Consider the following 15836-nt stretch of genomic DNA (forward strand, 5'->3'; position numbering starts at 1 on the left):
CGGCTTATTTTCTCGCGTTTACGATTCGCGTCCGACACTCGATCGATACTGATCGATCCGTACAGCATCTTTCGTGGGACTGCTGTGCCGAGTTACCGGCGTCACCGTCACTATCGGTAGTTCTCACGCCGGAACTGACTCACAATTGCCCGTTTCTGCGGATGATACGTGTGTGATATAGTGATAACTACACCGATTTACACCAGACCACATAGTTTGCGGTTCTCGCTCGTGCCGTTGGCTCACGGGTCGTTCCTCCCCGTTCGCTTATCCGCGGTTCTCGCTCGTGTCACTCGCTCCGAACCGCGCTCGCTCCGAACCGCGCTCGCTCCGAACCGCGCTTGCTCCGAACCGCGCTCCCGTCGTGCGGTCTGGTGTGCATTGACGTGCAGTGGTGACGATAGCAACCGTTGACTGTCTACCAGCTGATTGCACGGTGTCCGTCGGCGGACCAGTCAGTACCCCTCGGTGGCTACCGTGTCCCGACCGATGACGCTAGTCCCAGTGTGAGTCCCAGCCGAGCACGAGCAGGATAACGATCGCGACCATTACCAGTACGACCGGAACGAGCGTAAACACCGCGATAACGTACGATTCGCTTCCTGGCTCGATAAACAGAAACGAAAACCCGAGCAGGAGCAATATCAATACACAGATCGCGAACAACGGCCGAAGCATAGAGCGTGTGATTACCCACATTGTCGAGAGTATGGGAAACCGATACAAATAGCTCTTTGGGAACAGACCGATCCCGCTATCCGGTTACGTTGTTGATCCCGTCGAATCTCCCGTCAGAGTCCGCTTCGAAAATCGTGTGTTATATTGGATTGCTCGTGAGTTCGTCCCGAATTATGTGCCGCCGTTTCCGTTACACCCACGTCCAATTCTGCGGTTGACCTGGGAAACCGATACCACAGTTCGTCACATTCGCCGTCCGATTGTGGTAACCTTCATCGCAGGTAAAACGGTTGCGTAGCCGTGATCGAACCGCCTCGGCCGGAGAGCTCAGCACGCACGTATGCGGGATCGTCGAGCGTCTCGCTAACCACGGTTTCGCCGGTCGCGACCGCTTCACCGTCAGCGATCCACGTAATCTCGTGTGCACTGGGTGCGGTGATCGTGATCGAGTTTTCGGTCGACTCGATCGATTCGATAAACGGTGCCTGTGCGTCTCCGTTGTACTGGACGTAGCTTTTCCCATCACGGAGCGCGTCAGTGACGTTCTGTTTGGACAGCTCTGGAACGAGGATAACCGTCCTCGAGCGGTTGAATCGCTTGTCGTAGCGCTCTCGTGCTCTCGCGTGATAGTCGTCCCCACCGGAGGCCCAGATCGGTCGGTCGCTTCCGAAGTGAGTCAGTAACTTATCCCAGAGCTCTCGAGACGGCGCGCGGTCGTCGCCGTTGAACACTTCGAGACCGAGCAGCGCGTCCGACGATTCGAGTACCGGGATATAGAGTTCCCAGTCTTCCGTGGCCGTATACTTACTCGGGTGTGCGAGGAAGGTAATACCACCACGGTCTTCGACTTCTCCGAGGACGGTTTCGACGGACTGGTCCTTGCCGTGACCGAGGTCGTTGTCCAGACTCACGATATCGTGGAGTTTCTCGACACCTTCTACGTCACCACGGATTTCGCCACCCTGCAGTGCGACCATTCCGAGTTCGTCCGCGTCGACGCCCCACTGCGACCACGGCCAGCTCATCTTGTCCAGATCCGCGTCGACTTCGTCGTAGGGTACCCGTTTGTACTTCTTTCCGTCGACCTGGTATTCGTGTTCCGTGAGCGAAAACACCGTGTAACCCGCGTTTCGGTACTTCTGAATCAGGACGCCCGGACTCGAGGCCTCCGAGAGATCGTTCTTTCCGATGTGATCGATCGGAACTCCCTCGAGCGCGACGTCCGGTTCGTGTCTCGCTGTGTCTGCACTGAGTTCGTTTCTTGGCTCGTGAACGTGAAATTGTGCCAAGTGGTGCTCAGAATTAGACCAGTCTACTTCTTCGTATGGATGAGTGAAATCCATATCTCACCTCGTTGCGTATCAAATATAAGTTTTCGCATTTCCGTACCCCTACTCATCCCGATCACCGGTAGACGCCTGAAACGCTACCGCGCGGGAGTATGTTGAGTTGATGTTTAATCGGTACTGTCATGGAACGAATCCCAGTGATAAGTAATTAATTGTTAGATACGAATCACCACCTCTGAACCAGAGTGTTCGCTTCTTGCGAACAAACCGTCCCACTCTTTCGAGCGCTTCTGTGTCCCGAAGAACACGCTGATCTGGGTCTGGTGATACCGTTTGCTGTTACACTCGGTGACGGGATCCGTCTACTACGATCAGTACACCTCGTGTTCGCGATGGTTGTTCGCCCCTCCCGAACAGTGGGGATGGCGTAGCGATTCGTCGTGTCTGTGGGATCTGAGCGGAACGGATCTCGTACACCGAGCTTATTGTGCCGATCTCCAGACGCCCAACGTGTTTGTGGAATTACAGCCGTATGCGTGTATAACCACTCTCGCAGGCCATCCTCTTTCCTTGTCAATACGGATATCGAACTTCTCGATACCATCGTCGCCACTGTACGTTTTGGAGGGGATGCTCACACGACCAGAGCGCGGTTCGGAGCGAGCGCGGTTCGGAGCGAGCGCGGTTCGGAGCGAGTGACACGAGCGAGAACCGCGGATAAGCGAACGGGGAGGAACGACCCGTGAGCGAGTGACACGAGCGGGAACCGTGGACTGTGCGATTAGTATGTAGATCGCTGCAGTTGATACTACAAGATCAAGGTGCGACGACAGCAGCTTTCTCAAATCCCATTCACTCGATCAGTCGAAAACTACGTTCGGCCCTTCCAAACCACTGGGCTTTCTCACACACTCACTCGTCGAACGCAAACCCGTTTAACCGATCCGCTCGGAATGATTCCATCGCATTTTGTGCAACCGAGTATCTCACGCTACGGGTGTTCGCTGGCGTATCCGTTCTGAGCTATCGCATCTCTTATCGCACGCCTGGAGTTTGATTCGGTGAACCGCGTCGACGAAGACTGTGGTCCGATATCGGTGTACGAATACTGTAAATTGATACGGAAACAACGTTCACGTACACCGAACCAGCGATCGTTGCCATACGACTTCGGCTCTCACAGCACGCGACGAACTGACTAGCATCAGGATTTATATATCCGCGGCCCAACCCGTACGCTATGAACCGTGGATTAGTCGTCGTAGACGACAGTGAGACACACCGAACACTACTTGAGGAAGCGGGTGCCCTTGCAGCTGGCTCAGGCGGCGAACTCGTGATTTTTACGCATCTCAGCAGCGACGAGGTCGAATCTAACCGTGAGACGATAGAGGCGATAAGCGAGCAGGAAGGTACGACGTACGATTCGGACGTCGCGCTTCAGCCCTCGGAACAGTTCGCAACGTCTCTTGCGGAAGAGACTCTCTCCGATTTCGGCATCGAGTACGGTGTCGAGACCAGAATCGTCGAAGGCAGTGAGCTGGCGGATGAAATCATTTCGACTGCGTACGAAACCGACTGTGATCATGTTTTCCTCGTCGGTCAGAACCGTTCTCCGACTGGAAAAGCCATCTTCGGTGACGTCGTTCAGAACGTGATCCTCAACTTTGATGGCCTGGTAACCGTCAATATTGATGAGTCGACATAGCCTCACGTAGCGCCGCGAGCGCTGATCCGAACGCTTTGTAACCAGTATATTATTTAGTCACTGATCTCATCTATCAACCTATATGCCAGGACCATCCGATGGACGCCCGTTTTCGGGGATCGATTCGCGAACCATACTGTTCTGGGCTATCGGTATCTCGGTGGGGCTGTTGGCTGGCCAGTACGTGTTCGGTGGATCACTCTGGCGAACCGTCGTTGCTGCAGTAAGTGCAATCGTCATCCTGCTCGGATATGTGATACTCAAAGAGATCAAATAGGTATTCTGAATTACAATCAAATTTAGTTGTCAGTACTGTTTCTTATCCCTGTCTGAAAACTCGAAGTACCGATCGATGATCCTGATTCCCTATCGCATTCTCGTCTCCTGAAAGAACAGCTTTCAGTGATCGAAACTTTTCACCATATATTTTTAAGCTCTCTCATGAGTATCCGTCTAAACTATCGCACGTGGAATTTATCGACCGACCGTAACACAATTCCTGTAACTCTTCTCGTGATCGGCTATTGTATATTCATACTGATATTAATTCTAAATACGAAGTATCCTGTCACGACTACTCGACTTGTTTCTCTCTTGTCTTGTCAGTTACGGTCAGCGACCTGATCTTCCCCTCTGGATCCGGTAGCGACGATCAAATACTGTCTGAGCAATATTGCGGGTACACCGATCACTGCCTCATGTAGTCTCTTGATCGGCTTCTCGGAACGGTCCAGGACTGAACACCGTCGACGGAACCGGACGAATAGTACCCTCAAACACGGTCTACTGTCAGTCAGTACCGGGGGATCGCGACCCGTCTGCGGTCTAAACGGTAACTCAGTACAATAATCCGTATCAAACGGCGTTGTTTTCGATCGGATAGTGACAGGCGACCTGGTCGCTTGCTTCTTCGCCGTCGTCTCGCTGTTGCAGAAGGGGCTCGTCCCTCTCGCATTTCTCGTCCGCGTACGAGCACCAGGACGCGTATCGACATCCCGGTGGAAGATCGATCGGATCAGGGACCTCTCCCTGGACCGACTCTTCTGTGATATCCGTTTGCTTCTGTGTATCGGGCACCGACTGAAGCAGCGTTTTCGTATACGGATGCGATGGATAGTGGATGACGTTCCGCGTCTTTCCGACCTCGACGACTTTCCCGAGATACATAATCATCGTCCGGTCACAGAGGTAGTTGATCGTCGAGAGATCGTGTGAGACGTACAGGATACTCATTTCCATCTCCTCTTTGAACTTCTCGAACAGTTTCAATATACCCGTTCGCACGCTCACGTCGAGCATCGAGACGGGTTCGTCAGCGATCAGGAAATCCGGCTCGAGAACGATCGCTCGAGCGATGTTCACCCGCTGTCGCTCCCCTCCGGAGAGCTCCCTCGGGAACGACCCCAGATACTCCTCCGCTGGACTCAGACCGGCGTCGTTTAGCGCCTTGATCGTTCGTTCCGTCCGCTCTTGGCGATCACCGATCGAGTGGATCTTCAGCGGCTCCGAAACGATCCTCGAGACCGTAAACCGTGGGTTGATCGCTTCGTATGGGTCCTGAAATATCACCTGACACTTCCGTCTGAACGTCTTTAGCTCGCTCGAGCTGTACTCCGTTATATCGTCGCCGTCGATGATGATCTCACCGGACGACGGCTCCTGGAGCTGCACGAGGAGCTCACCGAGCGTGGATTTTCCGCATCCGCTCTGGCCCGCGAGACCGACGATTTCCCCCTGCTGAATCTCGAAGGATACGTTGTCGACGGCTCGCAGGTATTCTTTTTCACCGAACAGCCTGCTGATGATACTCTGGTTCGTTTCGTATAGTTTTGAGAGATCGTTTACGTCGATCAGTGCCTGCGAATCGCTGTCGGATTCCGGCTTAGTCGTGATGCTCATCTGTATGTTTTCCGTTCTTGATTCTGATGGTCAAAAGCCTTCCGGTGCTTTCGATGCTGTCTTGTGTGTTCATACTGGTTTCATGTTATGGCGTCTGTTTGGCTTCTGCCTCTCGGGCGTCCTTCCAGGTATCGGGTTCGTTTCCGTGCTCTCTGAACTCCGAACGGCGCTCCGGATAGAGACACTCGATCCGGTGCCCGTCCTCGAGTTCGACCGAGCTGGGATCCGTGTGTCGACACTCCTCGGTCGCGTACGGACATCGACCTTCGAACCGACATCCTGTCGGTGGGTCGAGTAGATTCGGCGGGGAGCCCGGTATCTCGATCAGTGCAGAACTGGCGGGAAACTCGTCCATCCGTGGGAACGCGTTCTGTAACCCGATCGTGTAGGGATGTGCACTTCGATCGAATACGTCGTCGATCGTTCCGATTTCGGCAATTCGTCCGGCGTACATGACTGCAACTCGATCGGAGATATTCGAGACGACGCCCATATCGTGTGTGACGAAGACGATTGCACAGCCGATATCGTCCTGTATCTCCGCGAGCAACTCACAGATCTGGTCCTGGACGATAACGTCGAGACCGGTCGTAGGCTCGTCTGCGACGATCAGTGACGGAGAGAGCGCCAGCGACAGTGCGATCGTAACCCGCTGTCGCTGGCCACCCGAAAGTTCGTGTGGATAATCACCCATCCTGTTCGGATCGAGGTCGACTCGCTTGAACAGCTCCGCACATCGTTCTCTGGCCTGTTCGGTCGAGTTGTCCGTGTGTAGTTCGATGACCTGGACGACCTGTGCGCCGACGGTGTACACTGGATCGAGTGCTGCCATCGCGTTTTGGGGAATATACGAGATCTCCTTCCAGCGGATATCCGTCCGGAGCTGCTCTTCGGATACCGTTGCGAGATCGATCCCGTCGTACGTAATCGATCCGGTGCTGATCTCGCCGTTGTTATCGAGGAGCCTGAGAAACGCTTTCGTCATCGTTGTCTTTCCGCATCCGCTTTCGCCAACGATTCCGAGTGTTTCCCCTTCCTCGATGGTAAACGAGACGTCGTCAACGGCCGTTAGCGGCCCGTTGTCGGTCCGGTACTCTACCGAGACCCCATCTATGTTAACCAGGCTCATTGATTGGGTATTACCTTCGTACTATTTAATTGTTTTTGTTGGTCTGGAACTCCGTGAAGCCGACGTGCCAGAGGCCGATATCGGCCACACTGCTGGTAGTCGTGTCGGATCGTGTGGGTGGGATGGGTCCCGAACGTACCGTTCTTACCTGTGCTGAAGTTCGGGATTCGTTATCTCTTCGATGCCTCGAGACATGTAGAAGAACGCAACGACCAGTACCGTGATACTGATTCCTGGCGGGAGCACCCACCACCATGCGTGCGTGATCGCACCACTGGTGTAGGTCAACTGAAGCATCACGCCCCAGCTGATCATCTCGGTGGTGCCCAGTCCGAGGAACGAGATACCCGCCTCGAGCAGGATTGCCGCGCCCATGACGAAGACGCCTTCGATGAGAATAATCGGAAGAAGATTCGGTGCGATGTGGACGTACATAATTCTGAGATCGCTCGCTCCGGACGCTTTTGCGGCTTTGACGAACGGTCGCTCCGAGAGCGAGAGCGTCTGTGATCGAACGACGCGTGCCATCGTTCGCCACAGGATCAGTATCATGGCGATGATGACGTTCCAGACGGAGCTCCCGAACAGTAGCGAGACGACGAGCAATAACGGGATCGCAGGAATCGCGTACAGGATATCGACGACACGCATGAGAACGAGGTCGACCGTTCCCTTGTAGTACCCCGAGACGAGCCCCACGGTCGTTCCGATCAGCATGACCGCAATCCCCGACAGAAACGCCACCAGCAGCGACACTCTGCTACCGTAGATCCACTGGCTCAGGATGTCCTGGGAGTGGTGGTTGGTTCCCATGATGTGCTCGGAGCTCGGAGGCTCGAGCATCGAGTATTCCCCCTGGGCGTCTGCGATGTTTGCCTGTGGTTCGTACGGGGCGAGGAAGGGAGCGAAAATCGCCATAAAGAGCGTTCCGAGGACGATGAGAAGCGCGATCGCTGCCATTCGGTTGGACAGGAACCGTTGAACGGCCCACTGCGTTCGCTCTTTGTACGTCTCGAGAACGATTCGCTGGTTCTTCGTAAGCGCGTCTCCGAGCAACGTCATTACTCGACCACCCCCTCGTCTTTCACGCGCGGATCGAGCCACGTCGAGACAATGTCTGCGATGAAATTAAATAGGATCACCATGAACGACATCAGGAAGAACGCGCCCTGAACGACGGGATAATCGTGTGCCTGGACGGCGTCCCACATCGTTCGTCCCAGCCCGGGCCACGAGAAGACGGTCTCGAGAATTACGGACCCGCCGAACGCGTAGCCGATGGCGAGCGCGCCGTAGTGGACGACCGGCAACAGCGAGTTTCGCATCGCGTGTCGATACCGAATCGTCGATTCGGGAGTTCCTTCTGCTTTTTTCAGCTGGATAAAGTCGTTGCCGAGGACGTCGATCATCGTATTTCTCGTGATCAGTATCGGCCTGCTGATTCGCCACAGTGTAAAGATGACGATCGGGAGAATCGCGTGTTGAAGCGTGACGAACGAGAAGACCCGATTCAGTGGTGAACCGGGGATTTCACCGGCGGGCCGCATTCCACCGGACGGGAGTATGTTGAGACTGAACGAGAAGACCATCAGCGCGAGCATCCCCGTCCAGAAGATGGGCGCTGCGTAGGTGGTCAGCGCGATCGCTGTTCCGTAGTTGTCGAGTCGTCCGTTTCGATGCCAGGCGAATAGCGCTCCGATGAACGGGCCGACGATGAACGCGATCATGATCGCGGGAACCGTCAATATGAGCGTGTTGATGGTTCGATCGAGGATAAACGGTAGCACTGGCTCGCCGTGTTGGAACGACTGGCCGAGGTCTCCGACCATGAAGTTTCGCATGTAGAGGAAATACTGCGTATACAGGGGTTCGTCTAAGCCGTACTGTGCCATCAGCTGCTCTTGCTGTTCAGCGGAAAAGCGAGGTGAGATCACCTGGCTCGTAGGATCCCCTGGTAAGATGCGAAATAAGAAGAACAGGACCGTAATGACGGCGTACAGGCTAACCGCCATCAGCCCCAGTCGCTTTCCGAGGTAGCTCAGATTGACCATCTATCTACTCGAGAGGGATATATTCGACCTCCGGCTGCCAATCAGTTGGCATGAGTAAGTCACCCTCACCGTTCCATCTGAAGCCTGCTTCTTCTAGCAGCTCGACGGATCGATCGATGTTGTGCGGATACTCTGCCACGTCGTCATTGTAGTATCGTTCGTTCGCCGGAGCGATGGGATGCTTCGCTTGTTCGCCCCTTCCCTGGAGCAGAATCTGGAGCATCTCGTCTTGATCGATGGCGTGTGTCAGCGCTTTTCTGAACCGGACATCTCGGAACGGCCCTTCGTTGTTCGGAATCCAGATCCCGTGTGCGTCGAGTCCCGGGTTCGAGATGGCTCGGACGTTTTCGATATCGTCCGCCTGGTTCCAGTGTTCGGCACCCATATACTGGGTGAAGGTCACGTCCCCGTTTTCGATGTCTCCGATAATGGCCGACTGAGAACCGTATAACCTGTAGACGAACTGTTCGAAGTCGAACTCGTCCGCGAGATAGTGATCGTGGTTCTTCTCGTAGACGATCTGCGTTCCCGGTTCGTAATCGATGAACTCGAATGGACCGCTTCCGGTCATATCGGGATCGCTCCACTCGGACGGATGGTCGTGGTCTGCGATCGCGTCGCTCCAGATGTGTTCCGGCAGGATCGGGATACGGTAGAGCGTGATCTGTACGAACCCGGAGAACGGATTCGACAGATTGAACCGGATCGTGTCGTCGTCGAGTATCTCGGAACTCTCGTACGGATCGATATCGCTACCCAGGTACGGGATCCCCTCCTCCTGAATCGAATCGAACGTGAACGCGACGTCGTCGACCGTGACGGGCTCTCCGTCCTGAAACGTCATGCCGGATCGAAGCGTGACGTCGAGCGTCGTCTCGTCGATCCACTCCCACTCTTCGCCAGCAGCCGGAATCGGACCTCCGTCCAGCCCGAGACGGACGAGCGGATCGTACGTAAACGCATGGAGCCGAAGGGCGTCGGGCCCGGTAACGTTGAAGAAGTTCGGGTACGTCTCGAGCGCTTCCGTCGTCCCGAATACCACCTGATCGTCCCCGCCGACGTTCTCGATCTCGGTGAGCGACGGAATGTTGTTGTACGCGTACAGCCCCGTCATCTCTTGCCAGTTGTCGAACGAATCAGTGTTGGCTGCGACCAGTGCGTCCGGATGGACGGTGAATATGATCGGAACGTTTTCGGCCAGGATTTCTTGACAGTTTTGAGCGTACTCGACCCGGCTGCTCTCGTCAGGCTCGTCCCTGAAGTTCTCGACCATCTCGTCGTACTCTTCGCTCTCGAACATGGTGTAGTTTCCACCCTCGAGGTTTGCGAACTGCGAGTGGAAGCTGTAGAACAGGTTGTAGTACGGGAACAACCGCTCCGTTCCACCCGTCCACGCGGCTACCATGAAATCGAACTCCCTGTCGTTGAGTTTGTCCGAGTAGGTTCCGACGTCGACGACTTCCCGGTTCGTTTCGATACCAAGTGCCTGGAGCTGGCGCTCTGCCAGGTTACCGACCTCGTACCGAAGTGCGTCTTCATCCTGTGCGACGGACGCAAACTCCATCTCTGGCACTGGTTCGTAGTCGTCTTCGTCGTCAGGCGTTGCACCGAGAGCCTCGTCGTCTCCGCCCCCTGTACACCCCGCCAATCCGACGACTGCTCCGGATGCAGCCGTACTGACGATAAACTCACGTCTGTTAACACCCTTGATATTGCGTGGCATTGCGTTCCAACCGTTGAATCACAACTATTTATATCTTGCCATCAATTCGGATACGACCGTTTTCTCCGAAATTCCTCTGCTATCAGTAGATTTAATACTGTGCTCTCTCGAGCACACCTCATGGAAATCACCGACGTAGAGGCCTATGCCGTCAACATGAATGTGATCGATCTCGAAGATGGTGGACTTTCGCCCTACGTGACAAATCACGGCGCAGTTGAAGACGTCGACCGTATCCTCGTCAAGGTAGACACCGACGAGGGGATTTCTGGCTGGGGTGAAATGCGCGTGTTCCTTTCTCCGGAGACGACGGTCACTATCATAGAAGACGGCGTTGCTCCGATTATCGAGGGACACTCGCCGTTCGAAGTCGAAAGCCTTCGCAGGCTGTTATTCATCGAATATACGAATATCGACATGTTTTTCTCGGCCGTCGAAATCGCGTGCTGGGACATCGTCGGCAAGTCACTCGAGAAACCGATCTACGAGTTACTCGGTGGCTGGACCGCGCCAGGCGTGACGACGCGTCAGATCGAGCAAGATTACGACTACGAACAGCGCGTCGACGTCGCGTACTGCGTTGGTATCCTCTCTCCGGAGGAGTCAAGAGCGCATGCACGGAAAGCACTCGAAGGTGGCCACAGCGTCTTGAAGACCAAAGCCGGACGCGACTGGAAAGCGGACGTCGATCGAATCATCGCGATGGACGACGAGGTGGATGGAGCGCTCGAGTTCCGTCTGGATCCGAATCAGGGATGGCGGCTCGATGAAGCGGTACGCGTCGGTGCAGCCCTGTCCGATGCCGGCGTCTACCTCCAGTACCTCGAACAGCCGATCCGCGTCGATTCTCACGAATCGCTCGCGAGACTTCGTGAACGGACGTGTCAGCCGATCGGTCCGAACGAGGATACGTACATCGCACACAACCTTCAAAACCTGATCGAGAGCGGCGCACTCGACGTCGCGGTGGTCGATATGACTCCTGCAGGTGGAATCTCGGGAGTGCGCCAGCTCGCCGCGATCGCGGAGGACGCCGGAGTGCCACTGGCTCATCACTGCGCGTTCGACCTCGGAATCCGTACCGCTGCCATCGTCCACACCGTCAGCGGCGTTCCCGGTTTCACCCTGCCGCCTGATTCGGTCTATTATGCGTGGGAAGACGACGTGATCGAAGATCCGTTCACCGTCGAGGACGGAGCGCTGCCGGTTCCCCAGGAACCAGGGCTTGGCGTCTCCGTCGACGAACAGAAAGTTGCGGAATACGAAATCTAGAGGCGACTGACCCCCCGTCCCTGTGAAACCGTTTCATCGGTTTCGACGTAATTCAAACCTATCAGTAGTTACGTTCCGACGAGCAGTCCGTCCATCGGCTGAATATCGCCTACTCGCTTTGCGTCGTGTTAGAACGGTCTCACTCACCGTCATCGTCAACCCACCGCCCATTGTAAACATTTTTAAAACCCCCACTCCGATACGAGGACGTATGTTTGAGGCTAGCGCTGGCAGCAGGACTGCATGGGGTGGCTGTACGTACGACGAGATCGATGCTATCGCCAACGAAGACGGATCGATACTCGTTCTTCCGGTCGGAAGCGTCGAACAGCACGGTAATCATCTGCCCGTCGGGACGGATACGATTCTCGCCAATGAAATCGCCGCACTCGGAGCAGAACGGGTTGCCGACGAAATCCCGATCGTTCTCCTCCCTCCGTTCTGGAGCGGTTACTCGCCACACCATCTCACGTTTGGCGGGACCGTTTCGCTCGAGTTCGATCAGATGCTCGAGACGCTCGAGGAGATCGCTGAGACGGCACTCGAGAACGGGTTCGATGCGTTCTTGTTCGTGAACGGTCACGGCGGAAACCAACCGGTAATCGATAGCGCAGTTAGCACTGTCGGCTCTCAACAGCCAAACGTCGAAACGCTGGGAATAACGTACTTCCAGCTCGCGAAGTCGTTTATCGACGAGATTCGCGAGAGCGATCCCGGTGGAATGGCTCACGGAGGGGAATTCGAGACGTCGCTCATGCTCTATCTCCGGGAAGAGCTCGTTCACCGGGACGAACTCGAGGGAACCTACCTCGATGAACCGTACGATCTCGGGACGCGAGATCTCCTCTCCGGTGGCCCGCTCTCCGTCTATCGGGAGTTCGATGCGTACTCCGAGACGGGGGCGATCGGCGATCCGAAACTCGCTTCCGCTGAAAAGGGAGAACGAATCTACCATCGCCTCGGCGACGAACTAGAGCAGCTCCTATCCGATATCCACCAGCAGTGTGTCACGGAGTGATAGACACGACTTCCGAGTCGGTCCACCAGAGGTCCATCCCCGGGACGACTGGTTACTGATACGCGTATTTTATCGAGATGACGTTCGCTTTATCGTTGAGTTGGGCGATGTAGTTGCCACAGGTGGCGGACGTCATTTTGTTTTTCGGCGCGGTGATTCCAAGCGCTGCGATCGTGTTCCCATCCGAGTCCGTCAGCGGTACCGAGACGCTACGGATTCCCATTTTCCTCTCTTCGTCCTCGAGCGTGTATCCCTGCGCTCGGATCGTTTCGACTTCATCAAAGAGCGCGTGTTTGTCCGTAATGGTGTTCTCCGTCGCTCGGGGGAGTCCGTGTCGCTCGACGATCTCCTCGATCGATTCGTCGCTTTGACTCGCGAGCAGCGTTTTCCCGAGCGACGTCCAGTGTGTGTGGGTGTACTCCCCGATGTGGATGTTGTCGTTGATCGCGTTCTTGCCTTCGATCTGCCAGAGCTGAACCCGTTTTCCGTCCTCGAGAACGCCAAGCCCGACCGTCTCTCCGGTAGAATGGCAAATATCGATCATCTCCTGGCGAGCGGCAGCGAACACCTCTCGCTGATCGCGCACTTTGCTACCGATTTCCAGAAATCGTAGACTGAGCTGGTACGTTCCGTCGTTACCGACGACGTATCCCGTTCCTTTCAACGTTTGTAGATAGACGTGAACGGTGCTGGTCGGCATATTCAGCTCCGAAGCAAGCTCCGAAACACCGGCGCTTCCTTGCTCTTTTAGCTCTTCGACTATTCGTAGCCCCTTTTCGAGCGCCTTTACCCGGCGTTTTCCCGCCCCGTCTGCTTGTGATCCCATGACACACACCTGTTCGCCAATATTGAAAAGCTTATCGAAAAGACACCTCTACGTCCATTCAGTGTGGAAATATAATTCTATAATTTATATTGCCCACGATACGGTAGTTGATTTATATGATTCCACCTCTTTCATCCACCATTACTGGATCCAGTCTCTGTACTGGTCTCTAATCGTTTTTCTAATCGCCTCACTGCTTATCGATGTGATTTACACTCTCCACTCGGACTAATTACTCGTGTTACCGTTATCAGCGTGATATCCCGCCCCATAAATTACATTCGTACCTTCGTATAGGATCTCTATGATTGATCGTTCGAGGGGTTCGATATCAGTATCTACCCCTCTCTCACATCAATTACAACTCCGTCATTGTAAATAACGGTGGATAGTTGATCCCGTTACATCCAGCTTGAGTGCCAACTGTGCGACCAGCGTGTCCTCCTGTCTCAATACGATTGCTGTCGATGCTTTTATCGTTTCTCGTGACATCTGCAGCCGTCTCCCCTTTTCACCCGTTGTAGCATCTATTAAGTACCTGGAAGCGAACTCCTCTACAACAATGTTCGGTCTTTCGGGACGCGAGGTTCGGTTTGCCCTCGTGATTAGCGGAGCACATCTCGGCCAGCACTTCTTGATGCGACTTATTCCGCCACTGATCCCCGTTCTGGCCGTTGCACTGGAGTACCCGCTGTGGCAGCTCGGACTCTTGATAAGTCTCTTCTCGTTCGGGTCGGGCCTCGCACAGGCTCCGCTGGGTATCATTTCGGATCGGTACGATCGCCTGTACGTCCTTCCGACGGGGATCACGATCGCCGGTGCTGGCTATGTTCTGTTCGCCGGTGCGACTTCGCTCGGGGCGGTCGTTCCCGGAATTACGATCTCGGGATACACGTTCACCGGCGCGTTTCTGGTGATGGGTCTCGCGATGTTGATCTCGGGTGTCGGTACTGCCGTTGTCCACCCGACTGGCTATCCAATGATCACGGACAACGTTTCGTCGGACAACAAAGGAAAAGTCCTGGGCGTCTTCGGCAGTTCCGCGAAGTTCGGTGATGCTGCGGCGCCCGCGATCGTCGGGGTACTGATCCTCGTTCTCGTCTGGAGCCAGGTTCTGTTGATACTGGGTCTCGTCGGGATCGTCCTCGGTCTCCTGTTGTTCCTCGTACTCCGCGGTGACGAATACGACACTGTACCCGCGGCACAACAGAATCCCGATGGCGAGGACGAAACCCCCACCGAGACCATCTGGGATGCTGACAAACGTACGTATATGTATCCACTGGCGATCATCTACCTGTTTTTCGTCTCCAAGATGTTCTCCGGCGAAGGAGTCAAAACGTTTCTCCCCGCGTTTCTCGTCGCGGTGTACGCCTACTCATTTGAGCTGATGGACGTCCAGCTCGGTCCCGAGTCCGTCGCGAACTTCTATTTCGCTGCGTTGCTCGTCTTCTCCGGTGCTCTTCAGTTGGTCATCGGGGGTATCACCGACCGGATCGATACGCGTCTCATCCTGCTAGGTGGCATCAGTCTGGCAGCCGTGGGCTTTCTGGCACTCTCGCTGCTCGAGTTAGGTCCCGTTTCTCTCCTCGTCGCGTTGTGTCTGGCCGGCGTGGGGATCTACGGGCTGGCTCCCGCCCGAGACGCACTGATCAGCGACATTTCGCCGCCCGAACTCGAGGGACGGACCTTCGGCTACATCTGGACGGCGATCATGCTCACCGGTGCGGTGATGCCGCCGCTGGTCGGCTACATCATGGAAACGATGGGAATGCGCGAGGGATTTCTGGTCCTGACTGGTGGCACCGTCGTCGCCGCCGGGTTCGCCTCTTTGCTCTTTTTCGAGCGCTTTTACGTGACGGAATCCCCCGTCCACGGCGAACCGAATCCCTCGGACTGATCGGAACGAGACGGTGCCCGTCCCCGCTGTTCGAGAGCGGGAGTACGTTGATTTTCTAAGACTACTACACGCTCGCTGATCGTCGGTTCGGAGCGATGTCCAGTTATTTCTACAGTTATAGAGGTTTCCTATAATATCTTATCGTCGTGAAATAATCGATGTGTCCTCACTGCTTATCGTCCACCAGCAACTCCGCGAGTGACGTTCAGATCGCGTCGTTCGCCAGCCTCGAGAGCAGCCTTCGGAATATATTGGTAAATACAATAGAACATATATTAGAATGACATCGTTACGCTCTTTCTATTCAACTTTTTCCACTACTACACGCTCATTCCCGACTATA

The 15836-nt window shown here is 55.1% G+C and carries 13 protein-coding genes; 5 read left to right on the forward strand and 8 right to left on the reverse strand.

From position 1 onward, the window contains the following. Positions 1 to 495 precede the first annotated feature (495 nt). Both EA462_RS12935 and EA462_RS12940 read right to left on the reverse strand, forming a co-directional pair. Positions 496 to 699, reverse strand: coding sequence for a hypothetical protein (locus tag EA462_RS12935; protein WP_165872066.1), 204 nt, complete (start codon positions 697 to 699; stop codon positions 496 to 498). A 251-nt stretch (positions 700 to 950) separates the two neighbouring features. Next, on the reverse strand, positions 951 to 1967 hold the full coding sequence (locus tag EA462_RS12940) for a hypothetical protein (protein WP_243641419.1): 1017 nt from the start codon (positions 1965 to 1967) through the stop codon (positions 951 to 953). 1240 nt (positions 1968 to 3207) lie between these two features. Here EA462_RS12940 and EA462_RS12945 point away from each other — a divergent pair. Together EA462_RS12945 and EA462_RS12950 are read left to right on the forward strand one after the other, a co-directional pair. Further along, positions 3208 to 3675 carry a universal stress protein gene (locus EA462_RS12945; protein WP_124179003.1) on the forward strand — a complete coding sequence of 156 codons (468 nt, stop codon included), beginning with the start codon at positions 3208 to 3210 and terminating at the stop codon, positions 3673 to 3675. Positions 3676 to 3757: 82 nt separating this feature from the next. Beyond that, entirely contained in the window at positions 3758 to 3952 is a 195-nt protein-coding gene (locus tag EA462_RS12950; RefSeq protein ID WP_124179004.1) for a hypothetical protein, read from the forward strand. 578 nt (positions 3953 to 4530) lie between these two features. On the opposite strand, the gene EA462_RS12955 is transcribed toward EA462_RS12950, so the two are convergent. The 5 genes from EA462_RS12955 to EA462_RS12975 form a co-directional block, all read right to left on the reverse strand. Next, a complete protein-coding gene (locus tag EA462_RS12955; protein ID WP_124179005.1) occupies positions 4531 to 5574 on the reverse strand; it encodes an ABC transporter ATP-binding protein in 1044 nt (347 codons plus the stop codon). 85 nt (positions 5575 to 5659) lie between these two features. Next, on the reverse strand, positions 5660 to 6703 hold the full coding sequence (locus EA462_RS12960; protein WP_124179006.1) for an ABC transporter ATP-binding protein: 1044 nt from the start codon (positions 6701 to 6703) through the stop codon (positions 5660 to 5662). A gap of 144 nt (positions 6704 to 6847) precedes the next feature. Continuing rightward, positions 6848 to 7765, reverse strand: coding sequence for an ABC transporter permease (locus EA462_RS12965; RefSeq protein WP_124179007.1), 918 nt, complete (start codon positions 7763 to 7765; stop codon positions 6848 to 6850). Continuing rightward, positions 7765 to 8754: an ABC transporter permease gene (locus EA462_RS12970; RefSeq protein WP_124179008.1), complete on the reverse strand. Its 990-nt coding sequence runs from the start codon at positions 8752 to 8754 to the stop codon at positions 7765 to 7767. Before EA462_RS12970 ends, EA462_RS12965 begins: the two co-directional genes overlap by 1 nt. Positions 8755 to 8758: 4 nt before the next feature. After that, on the reverse strand, positions 8759 to 10477 hold the full coding sequence (locus tag EA462_RS12975) for an ABC transporter substrate-binding protein (protein WP_124179009.1): 1719 nt from the start codon (positions 10475 to 10477) through the stop codon (positions 8759 to 8761). A 120-nt stretch (positions 10478 to 10597) separates the two neighbouring features. Between EA462_RS12975 and EA462_RS12980 the strand changes: the two genes are divergently transcribed. Together EA462_RS12980 and EA462_RS12985 are read left to right on the forward strand one after the other, a co-directional pair. After that, positions 10598 to 11749: a mandelate racemase/muconate lactonizing enzyme family protein gene (locus tag EA462_RS12980; protein WP_124179010.1), complete on the forward strand. Its 1152-nt coding sequence runs from the start codon at positions 10598 to 10600 to the stop codon at positions 11747 to 11749. Between the two features lie 211 nt (positions 11750 to 11960). After that, on the forward strand, positions 11961 to 12767 hold the full coding sequence (locus EA462_RS12985) for a creatininase family protein (protein ID WP_124179011.1): 807 nt from the start codon (positions 11961 to 11963) through the stop codon (positions 12765 to 12767). Between the two features lie 52 nt (positions 12768 to 12819). On the opposite strand, the gene EA462_RS12990 is transcribed toward EA462_RS12985, so the two are convergent. Continuing rightward, entirely contained in the window at positions 12820 to 13593 is a 774-nt protein-coding gene (locus tag EA462_RS12990) for an IclR family transcriptional regulator (protein WP_124179012.1), read from the reverse strand. 562 nt (positions 13594 to 14155) lie between these two features. On the opposite strand from EA462_RS12990, the gene EA462_RS12995 reads away from it, so the two are divergent. Continuing rightward, positions 14156 to 15493, forward strand: a complete 1338-nt coding sequence (locus EA462_RS12995) for an MFS transporter (protein WP_124179013.1) — start codon at positions 14156 to 14158, stop codon at positions 15491 to 15493. Positions 15494 to 15836: the final 343 nt, after the last annotated feature.

The sequence above is a fragment of the Natrarchaeobius halalkaliphilus genome (genome assembly GCF_003841485.1).
GTDB lineage: Archaea > Halobacteriota > Halobacteria > Halobacteriales > Natrialbaceae > Natrarchaeobius > Natrarchaeobius halalkaliphilus.